The 16750-nt window shown below is 43.9% G+C and carries 23 protein-coding genes; 9 read left to right on the forward strand and 14 right to left on the reverse strand.

The window, feature by feature from the left end:
* The first annotated feature begins 233 nt into the window (after window positions 1–233).
* The 6 genes from L0659_RS23835 (at window position 234) to L0659_RS23860 (ending at window position 5707) form a co-directional block, all read left to right on the forward strand.
* Entirely contained in the window at window positions 234–1556 is a 1323-nt protein-coding gene (locus L0659_RS23835; protein ID WP_235129078.1) for a sugar MFS transporter, read from the forward strand.
* Window positions 1557–1586: 30 nt separating this feature from the next.
* Complete coding sequence (nagA, locus tag L0659_RS23840; RefSeq protein WP_235129079.1) at window positions 1587–2768, forward strand: N-acetylglucosamine-6-phosphate deacetylase; 1182 nt, start codon at window positions 1587–1589, stop codon at window positions 2766–2768.
* A gap of 12 nt (window positions 2769–2780) precedes the next feature.
* Entirely contained in the window at window positions 2781–3557 is a 777-nt protein-coding gene (locus L0659_RS23845) for a glucosamine-6-phosphate deaminase (protein ID WP_235129080.1), read from the forward strand.
* A 45-nt stretch (window positions 3558–3602) separates the two neighbouring features.
* Entirely contained in the window at window positions 3603–4982 is a 1380-nt protein-coding gene (locus L0659_RS23850) for a putative oxidoreductase C-terminal domain-containing protein (protein ID WP_235129081.1), read from the forward strand.
* A gap of 104 nt (window positions 4983–5086) precedes the next feature.
* Complete coding sequence (locus L0659_RS23855) at window positions 5087–5365, forward strand: type II toxin-antitoxin system RelE/ParE family toxin (RefSeq protein ID WP_235129082.1); 279 nt, start codon at window positions 5087–5089, stop codon at window positions 5363–5365.
* A 12-nt stretch (window positions 5366–5377) separates the two neighbouring features.
* Complete coding sequence (locus tag L0659_RS23860; protein WP_235129083.1) at window positions 5378–5707, forward strand: HigA family addiction module antitoxin; 330 nt, start codon at window positions 5378–5380, stop codon at window positions 5705–5707.
* A 30-nt stretch (window positions 5708–5737) separates the two neighbouring features.
* Here L0659_RS23860 and L0659_RS23865 read toward each other — a convergent pair whose 3' ends face one another.
* From L0659_RS23865 to L0659_RS23875, 3 genes are all read right to left on the reverse strand, one after another.
* The gene (locus L0659_RS23865) at window positions 5738–6400 is read right to left on the reverse strand and encodes a hypothetical protein (RefSeq protein WP_235129084.1); all 663 of its coding nucleotides are present in this window, start codon (window positions 6398–6400) and stop codon (window positions 5738–5740) included.
* Between the two features lie 118 nt (window positions 6401–6518).
* The gene (locus L0659_RS23870; RefSeq protein WP_235129085.1) at window positions 6519–7184 is read right to left on the reverse strand and encodes a hypothetical protein; all 666 of its coding nucleotides are present in this window, start codon (window positions 7182–7184) and stop codon (window positions 6519–6521) included.
* 84 nt (window positions 7185–7268) lie between these two features.
* Window positions 7269–7517 (reverse strand): hypothetical protein, encoded by a 249-nt coding sequence (locus tag L0659_RS23875; protein WP_235129086.1) that lies wholly within the window; start codon window positions 7515–7517, stop codon window positions 7269–7271.
* Between the two features lie 191 nt (window positions 7518–7708).
* On the opposite strand from L0659_RS23875, the gene L0659_RS23880 reads away from it, so the two are divergent.
* Genes L0659_RS23880 through L0659_RS23890 form a run of 3 tightly spaced genes read left to right on the forward strand, consistent with a single transcriptional unit; the run spans window position 7709 to window position 8959 of the window.
* Window positions 7709–8149: a helix-turn-helix transcriptional regulator gene (locus L0659_RS23880; protein ID WP_235129087.1), complete on the forward strand. Its 441-nt coding sequence runs from the start codon at window positions 7709–7711 to the stop codon at window positions 8147–8149.
* Window positions 8146–8631: a nucleotidyltransferase family protein gene (locus L0659_RS23885; protein WP_235129088.1), complete on the forward strand. Its 486-nt coding sequence runs from the start codon at window positions 8146–8148 to the stop codon at window positions 8629–8631. Before L0659_RS23880 ends, L0659_RS23885 begins: the two co-directional genes overlap by 4 nt.
* Window positions 8621–8959 carry a DUF86 domain-containing protein gene (locus L0659_RS23890; RefSeq protein WP_235129089.1) on the forward strand — a complete coding sequence of 113 codons (339 nt, stop codon included), beginning with the start codon at window positions 8621–8623 and terminating at the stop codon, window positions 8957–8959. Before L0659_RS23885 ends, L0659_RS23890 begins: the two co-directional genes overlap by 11 nt.
* 81 nt (window positions 8960–9040) lie before the next feature.
* Here L0659_RS23890 and L0659_RS23895 read toward each other — a convergent pair whose 3' ends face one another.
* The 11 genes from L0659_RS23895 to gcvH all read right to left on the reverse strand — a co-directional run bounded on the left by L0659_RS23895 (window position 9041) and on the right by gcvH (window position 16730).
* Window positions 9041–9676: a hypothetical protein gene (locus tag L0659_RS23895; protein ID WP_235129090.1), complete on the reverse strand. Its 636-nt coding sequence runs from the start codon at window positions 9674–9676 to the stop codon at window positions 9041–9043.
* A gap of 106 nt (window positions 9677–9782) precedes the next feature.
* Window positions 9783–10430: a DUF5105 domain-containing protein gene (locus L0659_RS23900; protein ID WP_235129091.1), complete on the reverse strand. Its 648-nt coding sequence runs from the start codon at window positions 10428–10430 to the stop codon at window positions 9783–9785.
* A 192-nt stretch (window positions 10431–10622) separates the two neighbouring features.
* The gene (locus L0659_RS23905; protein WP_235129092.1) at window positions 10623–10808 is read right to left on the reverse strand and encodes an FAD-dependent oxidoreductase; all 186 of its coding nucleotides are present in this window, start codon (window positions 10806–10808) and stop codon (window positions 10623–10625) included.
* A gap of 108 nt (window positions 10809–10916) precedes the next feature.
* A complete protein-coding gene (locus tag L0659_RS23910) occupies window positions 10917–11165 on the reverse strand; it encodes a DUF2442 domain-containing protein (protein WP_235129093.1) in 249 nt (82 codons plus the stop codon).
* A gap of 288 nt (window positions 11166–11453) precedes the next feature.
* Complete coding sequence (locus L0659_RS23915; protein ID WP_235129094.1) at window positions 11454–12335, reverse strand: anti-sigma factor domain-containing protein; 882 nt, start codon at window positions 12333–12335, stop codon at window positions 11454–11456.
* A complete protein-coding gene (locus L0659_RS23920; protein ID WP_310590715.1) occupies window positions 12332–12838 on the reverse strand; it encodes a sigma-70 family RNA polymerase sigma factor in 507 nt (168 codons plus the stop codon). The genes L0659_RS23915 and L0659_RS23920 overlap by 4 nt, the downstream gene beginning before the upstream one ends.
* A 293-nt stretch (window positions 12839–13131) precedes the next feature.
* Window positions 13132–13860: a gliding motility-associated ABC transporter permease subunit GldF gene (gene gldF, locus L0659_RS23925; RefSeq protein WP_235129096.1), complete on the reverse strand. Its 729-nt coding sequence runs from the start codon at window positions 13858–13860 to the stop codon at window positions 13132–13134.
* Window positions 13861–13895: 35 nt separating this feature from the next.
* Window positions 13896–14411, reverse strand: coding sequence for a DUF4199 domain-containing protein (locus tag L0659_RS23930; RefSeq protein ID WP_235129097.1), 516 nt, complete (start codon window positions 14409–14411; stop codon window positions 13896–13898).
* Window positions 14412–14454: 43 nt separating this feature from the next.
* Window positions 14455–15015, reverse strand: a complete 561-nt coding sequence (locus tag L0659_RS23935) for a DUF4199 domain-containing protein (RefSeq protein WP_235129098.1) — start codon at window positions 15013–15015, stop codon at window positions 14455–14457.
* A complete protein-coding gene (locus tag L0659_RS23940; protein WP_235129099.1) occupies window positions 15012–16295 on the reverse strand; it encodes a dihydroorotase family protein in 1284 nt (427 codons plus the stop codon). The genes L0659_RS23935 and L0659_RS23940 overlap by 4 nt, the downstream gene beginning before the upstream one ends.
* Window positions 16296–16349: 54 nt before the next feature.
* Window positions 16350–16730 (reverse strand): glycine cleavage system protein GcvH, encoded by a 381-nt coding sequence (gene gcvH, locus L0659_RS23945; protein ID WP_235129100.1) that lies wholly within the window; start codon window positions 16728–16730, stop codon window positions 16350–16352.
* Window positions 16731–16750 lie beyond the last annotated feature (20 nt).

A 16750-nucleotide genomic window follows, 5' to 3' on the forward strand; every position in this document is an offset into this window, starting at 1 on the left:
GTTTGGAAAAGTTTAGTTTAGTTTAATCTAGCTCAGTTTCAAATTAGACAAGCCTAGTTCAAGATTAGCTCAGTCTGAATCCAAGGCTTATTCCAAAACCCTGGATTGAAATCCAGGGCAATGAGATTGTCATCCCCTGACGGGGATTTAACACTAGCCAGTAACATTATCCCCGTCAGGGGATTTAGATATTTTACCCCGGGACTTCAGTCCGAGGCTTGACGCCCAAACACATGAACAACGCCTCTGTAGCAATCAAAGTTGAAGATCTTTCGAAGCGGGAAACGATGATCTCGATCTTTCTGATCGGGTTGATGTTTTTTATATTCGGCTTTGTTTCCTGGGTGAATTCGATTCTCATTCCGTACTTCAAAATCGCTTGTGAGCTTACCAGTTTTCAAGCTTATTTGGTTGCATTTGCATTTTACATTGCGTATTTCGTGATGTCTGTGCCCGCCTCTTACTTGCTGAGAACAGTAGGTTTCAAGAAAGGGATGATGTTTGGATTTTGGGCGATGGCTTTGGGGGCATTCATTTTTGTGCCCGCTGCGATGTCGCGGACTTATGAGATTTTCTTGCTTGGACTCTTTACGATTGGGATTGGTTTGGCTATTTTACAGACTGCCGCTAATCCCTACATTACCATTCTCGGCGCCAAGGAACGTGCCGCCCAGCGCATTAGCATGATGGGGATTTGCAATAAGGCAGCAGGCATTTTGTCGCCCATTGTTTTTGCAGCCGTCATCCTCCGTCCTACTGACACGGCCATGTTCCAACAGCTGGGCTCGATGACGGACATTGAACGCAGCGCAGCCCTCGACGAGCTGGTACGAAGAGTGATTAACCCTTACATTGGGCTGGGAAGCTTTCTGTTCATCCTTGGTTTTTTAGTTTACAAATCACCTTTGCCCGAGATTGATACGGAGCATGAAAGTGAGCATCTGGCAACCGCTAATGCGGGCAAAACGAGCATTTTCCAATTTCCGCATCTTATTCTGGGCGCATTAGCGATCTTTTTGCACGTTGGAACACAGGTAATTGCCATTGACACCATCATTGGTTATGCGAATTCGATGGGCATTGATCTGCTGGAAGCGAAGGTTTTTCCTTCTTACACACTTTTCTGCACCATTTGCGGGTATTTGATTGGGATTACCGTCATTCCGAAATACATCAGTCAGGTTACGGCGCTCAGGATATGTACATTGCTGGGGACGATTTTTACATTGCTGATCATTCTTGCAAAAGGCGAAATTCACTTCCTGGGACATGCGGCAGACGTTTCAATCTGGTTTGTAGTGTTGCTTGGACTGGCTAATTCGCTGGTTTGGGCGGGCATATGGCCATTGGCGCTGGATGATCTGGGCCGGTTTACCAAGCTTGGCGCTTCGATCATGATCATGGGACTTTGCGGAAATGCTATTATGCCCCTTTTCTACGGCTATTTCGCGGATGCGCTGGATGTGCGGCAAGCTTACTGGGTGCTGATGCCTTGCTATCTATATCTCGTTTTTTATGCAGTGAAAGGGCATAAGTTGAGAAAATGGGGATTCTAAAATCTGCCCACAGGAATTAACACATTGCTTATGAAATTGAAAATAACCAACGGTCACATCATCACCCCGTTCCGCTACATTAGAAACGGAACATTGCTGATTGAAAATGGCGTGATCCTGGGCATACACGAAGGAAACGTCGATTTTCCGGATGCGGAGATCATTGATGCGGGCGGAAATTACATTGCGCCGGGCTTCATTGACTTGCACATTCACGGAGGAGGTGGCTACGATTTTATGGACGGGACGGTACATGCCTTTTTACGCATTGCCGAAACGCACGCCAAATACGGAACCACAGCTATGGTTCCCACGACGTTGACCAGCGAAAAAGAGGATCTGCTGCAAACGCTGGACAATTACGAAGAGGCCAATGCTACAAACTTAAAAGGCGCCCAGTTCCTGGGAATGCACTTGGAAGGGCCATATTTCGCATTAAGTCAGCGAGGTGCGCAGGACCCGCGTTATATCCGCAATCCTGACCCAAAGGAATATGAAGAAGTGCTGGCTTACTCCTCTTCGATCGCCCGTTGGAGCGCAGCGCCTGAGCTTCCGGGAGCCATTGATTTTGGTAAAAGATTAAAACAAAAAGGAATTCTGGCGGCCGTGGCGCATACAGATGCCATTTATGAAGAAGTGCTCGAAGCCTATGAGAATGGTTACACACTCGCAACGCACTTATACTCAGCCATGTCCGGTGTGACGCGCAAGAATGCATTTCGCTACGCCGGGACCATTGAAAGTGCCTTTTTGCTCGATATGGACGTGGAGATCATCGCCGACGGTGTGCATTTGCCAGCCCCGCTTTTGAAATTGATATACAAAATAAAAGGTCCCGACCGCATTGCACTGATCACCGATGCCATGCGCGCAGCCGGAATGCCGGAAGGCGAAAGCACATTAGGTTCGCTGAAAAACGGCCTGAAAGTCATCGTAGAAGACGGCGTCGCCAAGTTACCGGACCGCACTTCCTTCGCCGGAAGCGTTTCTACGACCGACCGATTGGTCAGAAATATGGTTCAAATGGCGGACGTTTCCCTGCTCGATTCCGTGCGGATGATGACGGCTACACCTGCGCGTATCATGGGCGTCGATCATAAAAAAGGAACATTAGTCGCGGGCAAAGACGCGGATATTGTGATTTTCGACAACGACATCAACATTCAAAAGACCATAGTAAGAGGCAGGGTTATTTACGACAAGCAATTTTAAAAGACACAAATTATGAAGGTTGACGATTTGGAAATAAAAATTTTCGACACCAGACAAGAAATGGGACTTAATGCAGCCAAAATGGTTGCTGATAAAATCCGTGAGTTACAACAGATAAAAGATTCGGTTAATATCATTTTCGCTTCTGCACCGTCTCAAAATGAGTTTTTGGCAGCATTAAAAGAGGAAAAAGGAATTCAATGGGAGAAAATCAATGCATTTCATATGGACGAATATGTAGGTCTCCCCGATGACGCACCACAGAATTTCGGCAATTTTCTTAAAGTCAAATTATTCGATTTTGTGCCGTTTAAATCGGTTTCGTATCTGAATGGAAATGCGGAACATATTGATGCGGAATGCGATCGTTATGCAAAGCTATTGGAGGAAAATCCGATTGATATTGTTTGTTTAGGCATAGGAGAAAATGGGCATTTAGCTTTTAATGATCCCCACGTGGCGTTTTTTGATGATCCTTTAATTGTAAAGCAAGTTGATCTGGACCATGCTTGCCGTCAGCAACAAGTGAATGATGCTTGTTTTGATACATTTGACGAAGTGCCGCAAACTGCATTAACACTCACAATCCCGACATTAATGAAGGCAAAATATGCTTTTGCGATGGTTCCGGGCGAGAAAAAAGCGCAGGCTATTTACCACACTGTTGCTGAGGAAATCCAGGAAGAATATCCGTCGACGATCCTCCGCAAACATCCCAGTGCGATTTTATTTATTGATAAAGCCAGTTCAGGGAAGCTGAAAGAAATTTCGTCTTACAGTCAGGCGTAACATCATTTTTGGGCCTATTTTGCATTATTACCTCAATCCACCAACATGAGAAATACACTTTTGACAATCGCTTTCATGAGCGCTATGGCATTAAATCAGGGATGTGATACGAAGAAAGAAGAAGCCAAAGACGAAGCAACAAAAAAACCTTTAAGCCTGATCGTGGTCGAGCCAGGGCACTTTCATGCGGCACTTGTTCAGAAATCCATGTATCCGGACGTTGATTCGGTGGTGCATGTATATGCATCCGAAGGCCCGGATGTAAAGGCATATCTGGATAAAGTAGAGAAATACAATGCAAGTCCCAAAGACCCCACTCGCTGGAAAGAGGAAGTTTACACAGGTTCTGATTTTCTTGAAAAAATGCTTTCAGAAAAGAAGGGAAATGTGGTCATACTGGCTGGAAATAATCAAAAAAAGACCGATTATATCAAGCAATCCGTTGACGCGGGACTGAATGTGCTTGCAGACAAACCAATGGCTATTGATGCTGCTGGTTTTGAAAAACTGAAAGAAGCATTCGCAAGCGCCGAAAAAAACAAAGTGCTCCTTTACGACATCATGACCGAGCGTTATGAGATCACCAATGCATTACAACGCGAACTGGCTAATATGCCCGACATTTTCGGTGAACTGCAAAAAGGAACAGCAGAAAATCCAGCAGTCGCCAAAGAAAGTGTTCACCATTTTTTCAAATACATTTCCGGCGAACCGTTAGTGCGCCCGACTTGGTTTTTCGATGTAAAACAACAAGGTGAAGGCATGGTGGACGTCACCACGCACTTGGTGGATCTCGTACAATGGAGCTGTTTCCCAAACACCGAATTGGACTACGAAAAAGACATTAAACTCCTTTCCGCAAAACGCACCGCTACGAAGGTTACCAAATCACAATTCAAGCTCGTAACCAAAAGCGATAACTTCCCCGACTTCCTGAGCAAGGACGTAAAAGATACAACATTAAGCGTTTATGCCAATGGAGCAATGAATTACACCGTCAAAGGCGTCCACGCCAAAGTATCAGTACTCTGGAATTTCCAAGCTCCCGAGGGCACCGGCGACACGCATTACTCCATCATGAAAGGCTCCAAAGCCAACCTCATCGTACGCCAGGGCGAAGAGCAGAAATATAAACCTGTGCTTTACATTGAAACCGTTGACAAAGGCAAAGCCTACGAAGATGCCGTGGCTAACAGCTTCAAAATGGTTCAGGGAAAATATCCTGGCATTGAGTTGAAAAAGAACGCAGCGGGCTGGGAAGTAACTATTCCTGCCAAATATGATAATGGGCACGAAGCCCATTTCGCGCAGGTTGCTAATAAATATATGGAGTATTTGAAGGCTGGGCAATTGCCTAGGTGGGAGGTGCCGAATATGATTGCGAAGTATTATTTGACGACGTTGGCTTTGAAGGAGGCTAAGTGATTTTGAGATAATATCTGTTAATGCTAAGCGAGCGGGTGAAAACCCGCTCGCTTTTTTTACCTAAACAATTTGCAAATGTAACATACCCTGTTACATTTGTGTTAATGATCAAGAGTTTCCAACACAAAGGCTTGCGGCTGTTTTTTGAAGATGATGATGCCGCGAAATTGCCTGCCACACACACTAATAGGATTCGTAATATTCTGACGCGGTTGGAATTTGCGAAATCATTGGATGACATTGGTACGCCCGGATCGAGATTGCATCCACTTTCTGGTAGACTGAAGGGATTCTATGCCGTAAATGTGTCTGGAAACTGGCGAATCATTTTCAGGTTTGAAGAAGGCGACGTTTACAATGTTGACTACCTGGACTATCACTAACTACGAGAATCTATGAAACGAGGAATGAGACCAGCCCATCCCGGGGCGCTAATAAAAGAAACGATTGACGGTTTGAAAGAAGAAACCGGGCACAACTACACCCAGGCTGAAATTGCCAAAGGCCTAGGTATAACGCGCAAAACACTTTCCAATATTCTGAATGAGCATCAGGGAATCAGTTCGGAAATGTGTGTTCGCTTGTCCGAAGCATTTGGGACGAGCGCAGAGTTTTGGCTCGACATCCAGCGCAGCTATGATCTTTGGCATGCGGAAAAAGCTGTGGAGCGCGATACGATTCAGCATTTTCGGCCTTTGCAAAGTGAGGCGTTGCAATCGGCTTGACTTTGCCGACTGCAAATCAAGTAATAAGTCTTACTTTCCGGCCCTGAACAAAGCAAAAGCCACCTTTCCAACAACGCCCCTACCCATTATCCCCGTCCCGGTCCTTGCTCGTTTCGCGGCAGCTAAGTCCTGCCGATATTCGGCGGAAACACTCATCCTTTGCCATTTCGCTCCTATTGTTCCGGTTGCAAAAGGAGTGATTCGATCGTAACCGAAAGCGTCGTGGTTTACAATGTCGTCAAGCTTTGCTTCCCGCTGCACAGCCGCGATGAACATATTCGCTCCCACTTTTCCATCAATAAAAAGCCTTATTTTTGATTTTGGATTAACATACCACCGGATCCCAGCATCTAATGCTCCACGATGATGAATTTCTTTGGTGATCCAGCTCCCATGCGTTCTGCTCGCTTCATCAAACATATCGACGTGCATTTTCTTCTGTTGATAGCTGATTTGCCCCAGAGCAGAAAGTCTCGGATTAATAACACGCTCTGCATAAATGCCGGCACCGCTTGAATAATAAGTCGGAAAGTTTTCAATGTAGCCGCTAGGAAGTTCTCCCCAGTTGTAATATTCTCGATCATACCAATCTCTTCCGTGCTCTAATTGAACACCTAATTCCCAACGAGCTTGTGCCCAAGCGTGTAGTGAAGTGCAAATGGTTAAAAGGAAAAGAAAGGTTATCGATTTCATAACATTCGAGGGATTGGATTGAAGAGGATCGAACAACTTATGCTATGTAATCCTATTTCCCAAATAAAGGCATCCAGACTTTCCTTCCGGCCGAACTGAATGAATGAACGGTTTATCACTACATCCCACCCCTAAACAACGCAAACCCAACCTTCCCAAAAATACCCTTACCCGAAATTTCACTCATCCCACCAATCCGTTTCGACACCGTCAAATCGTCCCGATATTCTGCGGAGACGGTTAGCCGTGACCATTTGATTCCTAATGAAGCTGATGCGACGGGAGCGACGCGTTGGAAGCCGAAGACATTGCCGCGAACCCTTCTGCCGTAGGTGCTTTCATGCTGGACAACAGACATGAAAACATTTGCACCCAACTTTCCATCCACAAATAAGCGGATCTTGGACGGAGGATTGAGATACAGTCGTAAACCAGCGTCAACAGCACTCCTATGATGCACTTCGCGTAACAAATGTTGCGATGCAGTTTGATTATACATATGGAAAAGCTGCGGATGCACTTTCTTTTGCGCATAACCCACTTGGCCCAGCACAGACCATCGCGGATTCAAAGACCTTTCAAAATAGAACCCCGCTCCCCAAGAGCGATTCGACGAAAAATCAATGATAGCACCCTCATAAGAGCCCATAGGTGCGGCTTCTTTATGATAATAATCCCGACCGTATTCAGCTTGAATGCCAAATTCCCAGCGTGGAGCCCGTTGCTGCGCGATAGCCGAAAAACTAAAAACAATAGATCCAAAAAGTAGAATTATTATTCTCATAACATGTGTAGTTAATGAATTGCGACATTATTACTCGCTATTAACCAACAAGTTACTTAAAATTTTTGGCTTACAAATAAAAGATCATTTCCCCTTCCGAATCCTCTCCACCCGCTCAAAAAACTCCAACAACTCCTTAAACGAAAAGTAAGTGTTACTCAAATTCTCCGAGCGGCCCATTTCGTTTTGGGCGAGCATGAAGCCGCTGAACATGGTCCAGAGTTCGCGGTTCCAGCTTTCGGCGGTGCTGCTACTGAGGAGGTCGTTGACGGCTTTTCCATAGGCAATCCATTTGGCGTCGGGAGATACGCCAGTGTGTGTTATTGTTTCCATCTTTTTGGTTTTAATGTGTGATAAGAGCCGTGTTTTTGCGGCTTCCGGTTTGTATGATGACAAATCACGGAATTCCTGCAAACATAACGCACTGCATCCGGCCCGTATCGTACGCCAAAATGCGTGTAAAATACTCGGAAACTTCCCGATAGATTTATATAAATTGCCTTTTTAACCAACCACCTTCCCGCATGACACATACTACACCAAACCCCAAAATCCACGAAGGCCGCAACCTGAAACGCTTCCGCGAAATGCTCGGAATGAAACAAGACGTTCTTGCCATGGAGCTCGGCAGCGATTGGAACCAGCAAAAGGTTTCTTTACTAGAACAAAAAGAAAGGATTGATTCCGACGTTTTGGAGCAGGTTTCAGCAATATTAAAAATGCCCGTCGAGGCGATAAAGAATTATGATGAGGAACAGGCTGTGAATATTATTGCGAATACATTTAATGACAGCTCAATGTTGAATGCTGTGAATAACAATCCAACGTTTCACCCACTTGACAAGCTCATTCAGCTTCATGAGGAGAAGATTGCTTTGTATGAGCGGATGTTGAAGGAGAAGGATGAGATGATGGGGCGGTTGGAGCGGTTGATTGGAGGGAAATTAAATTCAGAATCGCTATGACGGAAGAGGAAAAGTTTCAGGATTTAGAGCAGAAGATACGTCTGGGAATGAAAAAGACATTTGAAAGTGTTCTTGAATTTAAAAGACAGAAGAATTCTCCCTTAGTCGTAATGAGAGGCGACAAAATTGTGAAGATTATGCCGGAGGATTTTCATACATTGAAAAGAAATGACAATGAAATGAACATGCTGGAAAGATATAAACAAGCTATCATAAAACTTTGTAAAGCACACAAGGTGAAAAGCTTATACGCATTCGGTTCTGTTCTTACTGATCACTTCGACAAAGACAGCGACATTGATCTGATTGTAGACTTCACTCCTATGGAAGTCGAAGATTACGCCGACAATTACTTCGATTTCAAATTTTCCTTACAAGACATTTTCCAACGTCAAGTCGATCTGCTCGAAGAAAAGGCGATCAAAAATCCCTATTTCTTGCAAAATGTAAATCAAAAGAAGCAGCTTGTGTATGGACATTGAGATCAAATCCTGGCTCTACGACATCCTTAATGCAATCGCAGAAATCGAAAGCTTCTTCGCTGATCGATCAATGCTATTTGCAAACTATCAAGCTGACTTACGCACAAAACGCGCAGTCGAAAGGAACATTGAAATTATCGGCGAAGCAATGAGCCGTATCATTAAGAAAGATGCCACCATTCAAATAACCAATTCTCGTAAACTCGTCGACACCCGTAATCGGATCATTCACGGTTATGATTCGGTTTCAGATGATGTTATTTGGGGGATTGTGGTGAGGCACTTGCCGGTTTTGCGGGTGGAGATTGAATGGTTGCTTGAACAATAGCAGGCCATCCTCTACTCGATCAAATATCTTGTTTATTTCAAAAAAAAAATGCTACTCAATTTCATAATAGTAAAAGAAACACTACTCACCTTCGTTAAAAACACCAATTTTACTATTGAATATTGACAGCTGCTTTGCAATCTCATCTAGTTTTCCAGGGAGCTTCATAATGCTATACTCAGCTTTGGTTGATTCTTTGTTGTGATCCAACGTAATTCTAAATTCTTCCATTGACAGAGGAATATCAATGTTGTATTCATTGCCTCCAATCATTTGATCAGTGAAGGATACTCTCCCGATATAATTAGTCGGGGCTTCATTTTTTTCGTAGAACTGGTAATAGCCATCCACCGTGATGAAATGAGATTCTCCTTTATGTAATGAAATTAATCTATTGAATTCTTGATCTTGATGAATGGCAACAAAACCGCCGTAAATACATTTTGGCTTAGGAAAAATTTTCTCACTGGATCCGTATTTTTCCATCCATGATAATCGAACATTATAAGCTGTACTTCCACCAATGTTTTGTAAAACCAGTTGGATAAGTTGATATCGACTTTCACAGTCAAATTTAGCAATAAGCTGTGGCAATTGATTAAGGCTTGCCTGATGAACAACTTCAAAAGCGAAAATTGCAGATACGATAGCCGCGCTGACAGCTAATGACGATACTGCTTCTGACCACTTTCCAAGATACAATGCGTATAAAGTCATACATATGGAAAGAATTCCTATCCATATCATTATACCAATTATACCTTTTCTCCTGTCAATTACATGCTTAGGAATCATTGCTAACCGCTTTATATCAATACTTTAACTAGTAAGTTGGAATACGTAGCCAATTGTCCGGAGGTGACACAAATTCAATATTTGTGATATACTCAGGATCTAAATTGTGCTTAATTACTAAGCAGCAATCAGGCCATCCTTTATTTTTATATTCAAATATCCCTTCTATCCAGCGCGACTCGACATTTCTGACGGGAATAGAAACATGAATGATCGCTGGTTTGCCAAATTTTAACATTCTATCTCTAAATGATAGATTGAATTCTTCACGTAATTTGTCTGCCAATTCAATTAGACCCTCGGGACCAAGAAGTAGATATTGATAGCCATCGCACCAAAGCTGTTTATCCAAATAAAAATTAACTTCTCCCAGATCTATGTGTTGAGTTTGCCTAAAATAATCATCGATAAAGTTCTTGATTCGAGTTTTCAAATGAACTGAATCATCGGGTTGGATAAAACGTTTGACGGCTTTCTCGTTAAGTAGTGCGACATTACTAGTATTAAGACCTTTCAACTTGATCGCTTCAAGCTCTTCATCATTTATTTTAGTAGAGTGATATCCAACGATTGATGTAAATTCCTGTTTGAAAGACGCGAGAAATTTATCAATTCGATTAAAATTTGAAACAAAACTTAAACAAGTTTTATCTTGGAGGTCAAATATACTGGTCATTGTTATTTGACATATCTATAGTTTCATAGTTGGAGCTTTATATCTTCGAATGTACGGAATTAATTACAATAAGAATTCAAAGCTGTATCTGTTCAAAAGTGTATCTTTTATCTACCTATTATATATGTATGCAGTCTAACAATCATTAAGTTGTCTATTAGTAGAAAGATCTACGTTCATCACCACTCCAACTCAACCCCCTCCCCAACCAAAAACCCCTGAAACCCACTCAACAACTCCTCCCGCTCCCGCACAACCCGCGGCGCAACCTTTTTCTCCCCAGCAACCAATGCTCCATTCAACCGGATACAAACGATAACAACCATTAGTAATGTGCGTAGTGCCGATGTTCTTATTAGACGGAAGTAGGTTTTCCATGCGTATGGGGATGGGCGCCTAGGAAAATTTGGGATGGTAATGAGGCGAAATCAATGTAGTTGTCGCCTCTGTTACTGTGAATCGGGTCAATGTGGCAATAGCCTACGCCTACAATGTCGTGGAACTGGTTGGTGCCTGCTGCTTAGAAAAACAAAAGAACCCTTCAAAACTCAAATCTTCATCAAGCTCCTCCCAACGAATTCCGAAAGGAGATAATTCGTAGCGTTCCCTTTCTTCGCTAGATGCATTTAATAATCTTGGGAACCACTTTATCGGATGGCTACGCTCTTCACCCGTTATGGTTTGGATAAATATATTATCATCCCTGAACCAAACTTTTCTTATTTCAATTTCCATGATACTCTTTCCATTTAGCCATGATGAATGCCTTGTTTTCTTCGATTAGGGATTCTATGCTCCAATGAGAACGTCAACTTAGCTAAAAATGCAGACCGTGAACATATCATCCAGAACGCCTACCGCTACACGCGGCGTTTGGGAGAGACGCTCAAAAAAAAGATTCTTTGCAATGTCTTCCGACTGCTGCAAAGAATCCTGATCTTGGTTCTAATATTATATCCCTTATTCGAATCAAACTGCCTCACAAGGCGATGCTTCCGAGGAAGTTTCTACGCTTCATGCTATTTAAACAACTTTCCCCATCACATACATTTCCTCCATCGTCGGGGTGGGGTTACCGCCTTCTTTTTCCAAGGTAATGGCGAAAGCGACTGCTCCTGGTTTTGTATTTTTCATTTTAAGAACTCTTCCTGAGAATTCCTGATCGATCATTCCATTATCTACAGGCTTCCCATCCACGATGCTCCAAAGCTGATATTGCTTTCCGGATGGCGGTTTTGGCAAGTTTTGTACATCCAGCAAAACCTGGTTGGTTGAAGTGTGCCAGAATGCGGAAACCGAACTCTGAGGCGACTTCTCCAATCCGGCCAGATGCACCGTTTTGTACTCCGGATTGCGGTAAAGGCTGGCAAGTGACTGCGCGTAGCTGAATGCCTGCTCCATTGTTCCCATTTTGGAAGCTATCTCCTCGTTTTCTTTCTTCACTTTGGACATTTGAGTCGCAGACCAGCCAGCGAATATTGCAAGCAAAATAGATGCCGCAACAGCCAATTTAGCCCATACGGGTGTTACCACCTTCGTTTCCACGCTATTGAAAGCATTCTCAATCACCTTCGGCTCATCCTGCGGCACGGGGCGCATTGTGCTGATCACGGTTGCTGGTTCAATGTCTGTATTTTCAGGCTGTTGGTCGGTATTGTTATCTTCTATTTCCTGTGCGGAATCAAAATTCATTTTGGCAAAAAGCGACTCTTTCAATGAAGCAGGAGGCGGCGTCTGATGTTTCAGTGCATATTCTTCCAATGCGCTTTCAGTCCGTAGCAGCTCTTCCTTGATCTCAGGGTAAATATGAGACATGCACTCCACTTCCTGTTTTTCCTGCGGAGAAACAGTGCCCAATACATATTCCTCTAATATACCGGACTCTATGTAGGCTTGGATATTCATACTGCAAAGTATTGTTTTAACTCTTGTAATGCTGTTCGGATCCTTGATTTGACAGTTCCCAACGGGATACTCAGCTCCTCGGATATTTCTTCATGCGTGTATCCCTGAAAATAGGCCATGTCGATGAGGATCTTCCTTTCGGGCCTCAGCATGTTCACAATTGCTTTCATCTCCGAACTTGATGTCAGTGAATCTTCATACACGTCCCTTTCGTTCAGGACTGCCTTGTTTTCGATATCATCCATCGCTGGTTTTCTTCCCTCCACCCGGGCGGCATCTATCGCACCATTGCGTGCAATATTCATGATCCATGTAAACAGTCTGCCTTTCTCCGGATTGTAGGAAGCAATATTTTTCCAGATTTTTAAGAAAGACTCTTGTAATACATCCGCGGCCCGCTCCTCGTCCCTCAATGTCTTTGAAATGATATTAAACAAAGCGCCTGAGTAATGGTCGTATAGAAATTCAAAAGCTGTTCGCTCGTTTCGCTTCAGAGCTAACACCAATTCCTCTTCCGAGTATTTTAACTTACTAGTCGCCAAGAGTTGCTTAACATTTAATTGTATGTTATGAATTGGCAATCTAACGAAATTTCTGAAGAACCGGTCACCGTTATTATAAATTATTGTGAGCGGGTTTAAGCCATCAAAAACGCTGATTACCTGCGATAAAGGAGGCCTTTCGACGTGGACATATAGTGCGTTCATTCTTAGTGTGTTTTTTTCTTCATATACGAACAACACAAGAGAAAAGATCAATAGGGGGCTAACTCTTGGCGAAACCTTTCAAAAAACCCCTATTTCCTTATTTTTTCAATCCTTAAATAGGCGAGAAACAGGAACAAAGCCATGAGGCTGAGGAGATAAATGATGTTTCGGGAATCGACAAGCCCTTTTCCCAACGCGAGATATTGCTGATCAAGTGCTGCCCAATTAAGCAATTCAGAGGCCATTCCTACTCCTGCAAGTTGTGCCAAAGCACTAAAACCTACATAAAAAACGAACGCAATAAAGACGGATACAATGAATGCGATGATCTGATTATCAGTCAGAGAAGAAGTCCAGATGCCCATGGAAACAAGCACGCCGCAAAATAGCAGAAGGCCTATATAGGAACCGAAAACAGCCGCAGAGTCCACATTGCCTTCCGGGCTTCCCAGTTTGTAAACGCTGTAATAATAAATGAGTGTAGGCAAAAGGGTGATCGCGACGAGGATCCAGTTGGCAAAAAACTTGCCTAAGACGAGCTCGCTGTTTCGCAATGGTTTTGTCAAAAGCAATTCCAATGTCCCGTTCCGTGCTTCTTCCGAGATGGAACGCATGGTAATGGCGGGAATCAAAAAAAGCAGCACATAAGGGGCCAGCTGGAAGAACGAGCCCAGGTCTGCATAACCATAATCGAGAATATTGGAGTCAGGAAAAACCCACACGATCAGGCCCACCGCGGTCAGGAAAGCGGCCATGACAATGTAGGCGATCAGGGAATTAAAAAAGCTCCCTATTTCCTTTTGAAAAATTGCAAACACTTTGAAAGAATTTAAACCGGTAATGCTTCCGGGATTTACTCAAAAACCGGCTTTTCGCGACGGATAATGGCTGCTACGATGAGTGAAATGATCAAACCGGTGAGGACATAGCCAAATACGCCTATCGCAAACACAATTCCGGGCGACATGAACTTCTGAGAAAGCTCCATGGCCTGGTCTATCTGTGAATCGTCCATGCCTTTCCGCTCCATATCCTCGCGCACTTTATCCATTCCCTGGGTTAGTAACGTATTGTCGATGAACTGCATATAAAACATAGTGAATGCAGAACTCAACAAACCCATCACCGCAGAAACCAATGTGCCCAGCCCCAGCCCTTCGCCATAGGACATGTAACCATGATTTTTCTCACGAAAATCCTTCATAGCCAAAACAATGGCCACGATCATGAAAACAAACGCCAATGAGGATAATATCTTGTTCTGCGACAATCCGGCAATGTTGATGATCGTGGTGTAGATCATGATCACCACCGACGCCAGCACGCCGTATTTCAGGGCCACACGAGCGGTAGAGGCTTGTTCTTCCATTTTTTAAAATTGTTTAGGTAAGGCAAATACTTGGTGATCAAATTTAAGCTTTATTATGAAACACACCGTAATCCTGCTTTCTGAAAATAAGCGAAATAACGAGGATAGGAATGATCGCCATCACGGTTTTCTTGCTCACCTCGTCCATAATGATCTCCGACCGCTGCATGCTTCCCACACCATTGTACATTTTGTTAAACTCAGCTTCACCAATGTTCTTAACCAGCTCAGCTTTGCCTTCGAGCATTAATGTCTTCATTTCGGCCAGATAATTGGTAAAAACGGATGGGTCCACATAGGTCACGAAAAAATAAATCAGCCAGCCCGCTATCAATGCGCCCAGCGTGTTCACTACATAACCGATCGTCAATGCTTCCCACAAATGCAGAAAACCGTTGCCGACATATTTCCGGTAATACCAGCAAGCGCCAGCAATGAGTATAATGTGTATTCCAAAATCAAGGATCTTATTATTCCCGAATGGCACAATGTCCATGAAGTAAAGTCCCAGAAAGAAAAGAAAGACAAGCACGCCCGTAATCAACCCAAAGATCAGCGAGACTTTTAAAAGGGGTTTGTTAAAATATTCGATGATCGTTTTCATAGATACCATTCCTGTTTTCCGTTATTGACAACGCCTCTCACTTTTCCACGCAGCTCTTGTCCCAGAAATGGTGTGTTTTTTGATTTCGAAAAGCTTTTACTAAATGTCCAGTTTGTGTCCTTTTCAAAGAAAGTAAGGTTGGCTAATGCGCCTTCTTCCAAAGCAGGATTTTGTAATCTTAAAACATGCCGCGGTCCTGAGGTGAACTTCTCAATAATGTCCTCCAATCCCAATCCGCTGTGCATTAACGCAATGGAGAATGCCGTTTCCAGGCCGGTTATGCCAAAGTCAGCATGATCAAATTCCAGGTTTTTACTCTCCTCATCATGCGGGTTATGGTCCGAAACAATGGCGTCGATCGTTCCGTCGGCAAGCGCTTCCTTAATGGCCTTCACATCGTCAGCAGAGCGGAATGGCGGGTTTACTTTTAAGTTTGTATCAAAGTCGATGAGATCGCTGTCTGTAAATGCAACCTGATGCGCAGCAATGTCGCAGGAAACGGGCAAACCATTCTTTTTCGCTTCCCGGATCAGTTCTACGGCTCTTTTTGTTGAAATCAGGGAAACGTGCAATGCAGGGGAATCCGTTTTGTACATGCTCTTTTCGAGCGCGTATTCCAGCAATTTCAAATCCCTGTTCAGCATCATTTCTTCTGCCAAAGAAGGAATTCCTTTCATGCCGATTAATGTGCTGGTTAAGCCTTCGTGCATTTGCCCGTAAAGCGTCAGTTGCCTGTCTTCGGGACGGTTCATCAGCAGCGCATTCAGCGGTTGCAGATATAATATGGTTTTCAAAAACAAATCTGCATTCTGCACCGGATGCTCGCCGTCAGTAAACGCTATGGCGCCCGCTTCGTGCAGATCGATCATTTCGGTAAAATCCACGCCTTCGGCTTTTCGTGTCACCGAAGCGGCCACATGCAATTTCACCAGCCCGCCCGAGCCCGATTGGCGGATGTAATTCAATGTGTCTTTGCTATGAACGACGGGCTCTGTATTGGGCAGCAAAACGATTTCCGTAAAACCGCCATGCGCCGCTGCAGCGCGAACGGATACAAGATCTTCTTTATGCTCAAACCCGGGATCACGTGAAGCCACACGCATATCCACCCAGCCTGCAGACATGCACAATCCATTGCCTTCTATCACCTCCGCACCATCTGCGTCCAGGTTATCCCCTATCGATTTAATGTGTTTGCCTTCAATCAGAACGTCCTTAATCTGGCCGTTGAACGGAGATTTTTTATCAATGATCTGAACTGAACGGATTAATAATTTCATATATGAGTATTCAAAACAAAAAAAAAGCTCCAAAACGGAGCTTCAACCTTAATATCAGGCACCTATAAACTTTTCGTATTCTTCGGCGGACATTAAACCATCCTGATCATCGGGATTGGTCAAACTGATTTTCACCATCCAGCCACGACCGTAAGGATCTGTATTCACAAGTTCGGGCTCGCCGTCCAATTCTTCATTTACTTCCAGCACTGTTCCGGCAACGGGGATAAACAAGTCAGAAACCGTCTTAACCGCTTCTACCGACCCAAAAACCTCGCCTTTTCCCACTGCATCTCCCACCGTGTTGATATCGACGTACACAATGTCACCCAATTCATTCTGCGCATGGTCCGTAATGCCAATGGTCGCTGTATCGCCATCGAAACGAATCCATTCGTGATCCTCTGTATACTTAAGTTCTGACGGGAAATTCATGGTTTAATCAGGTAAGTTGT

The sequence above is a fragment of the Dyadobacter sp. CY347 genome, assembly GCF_021502655.1.
Lineage (GTDB): Bacteria > Bacteroidota > Bacteroidia > Cytophagales > Spirosomataceae > Dyadobacter.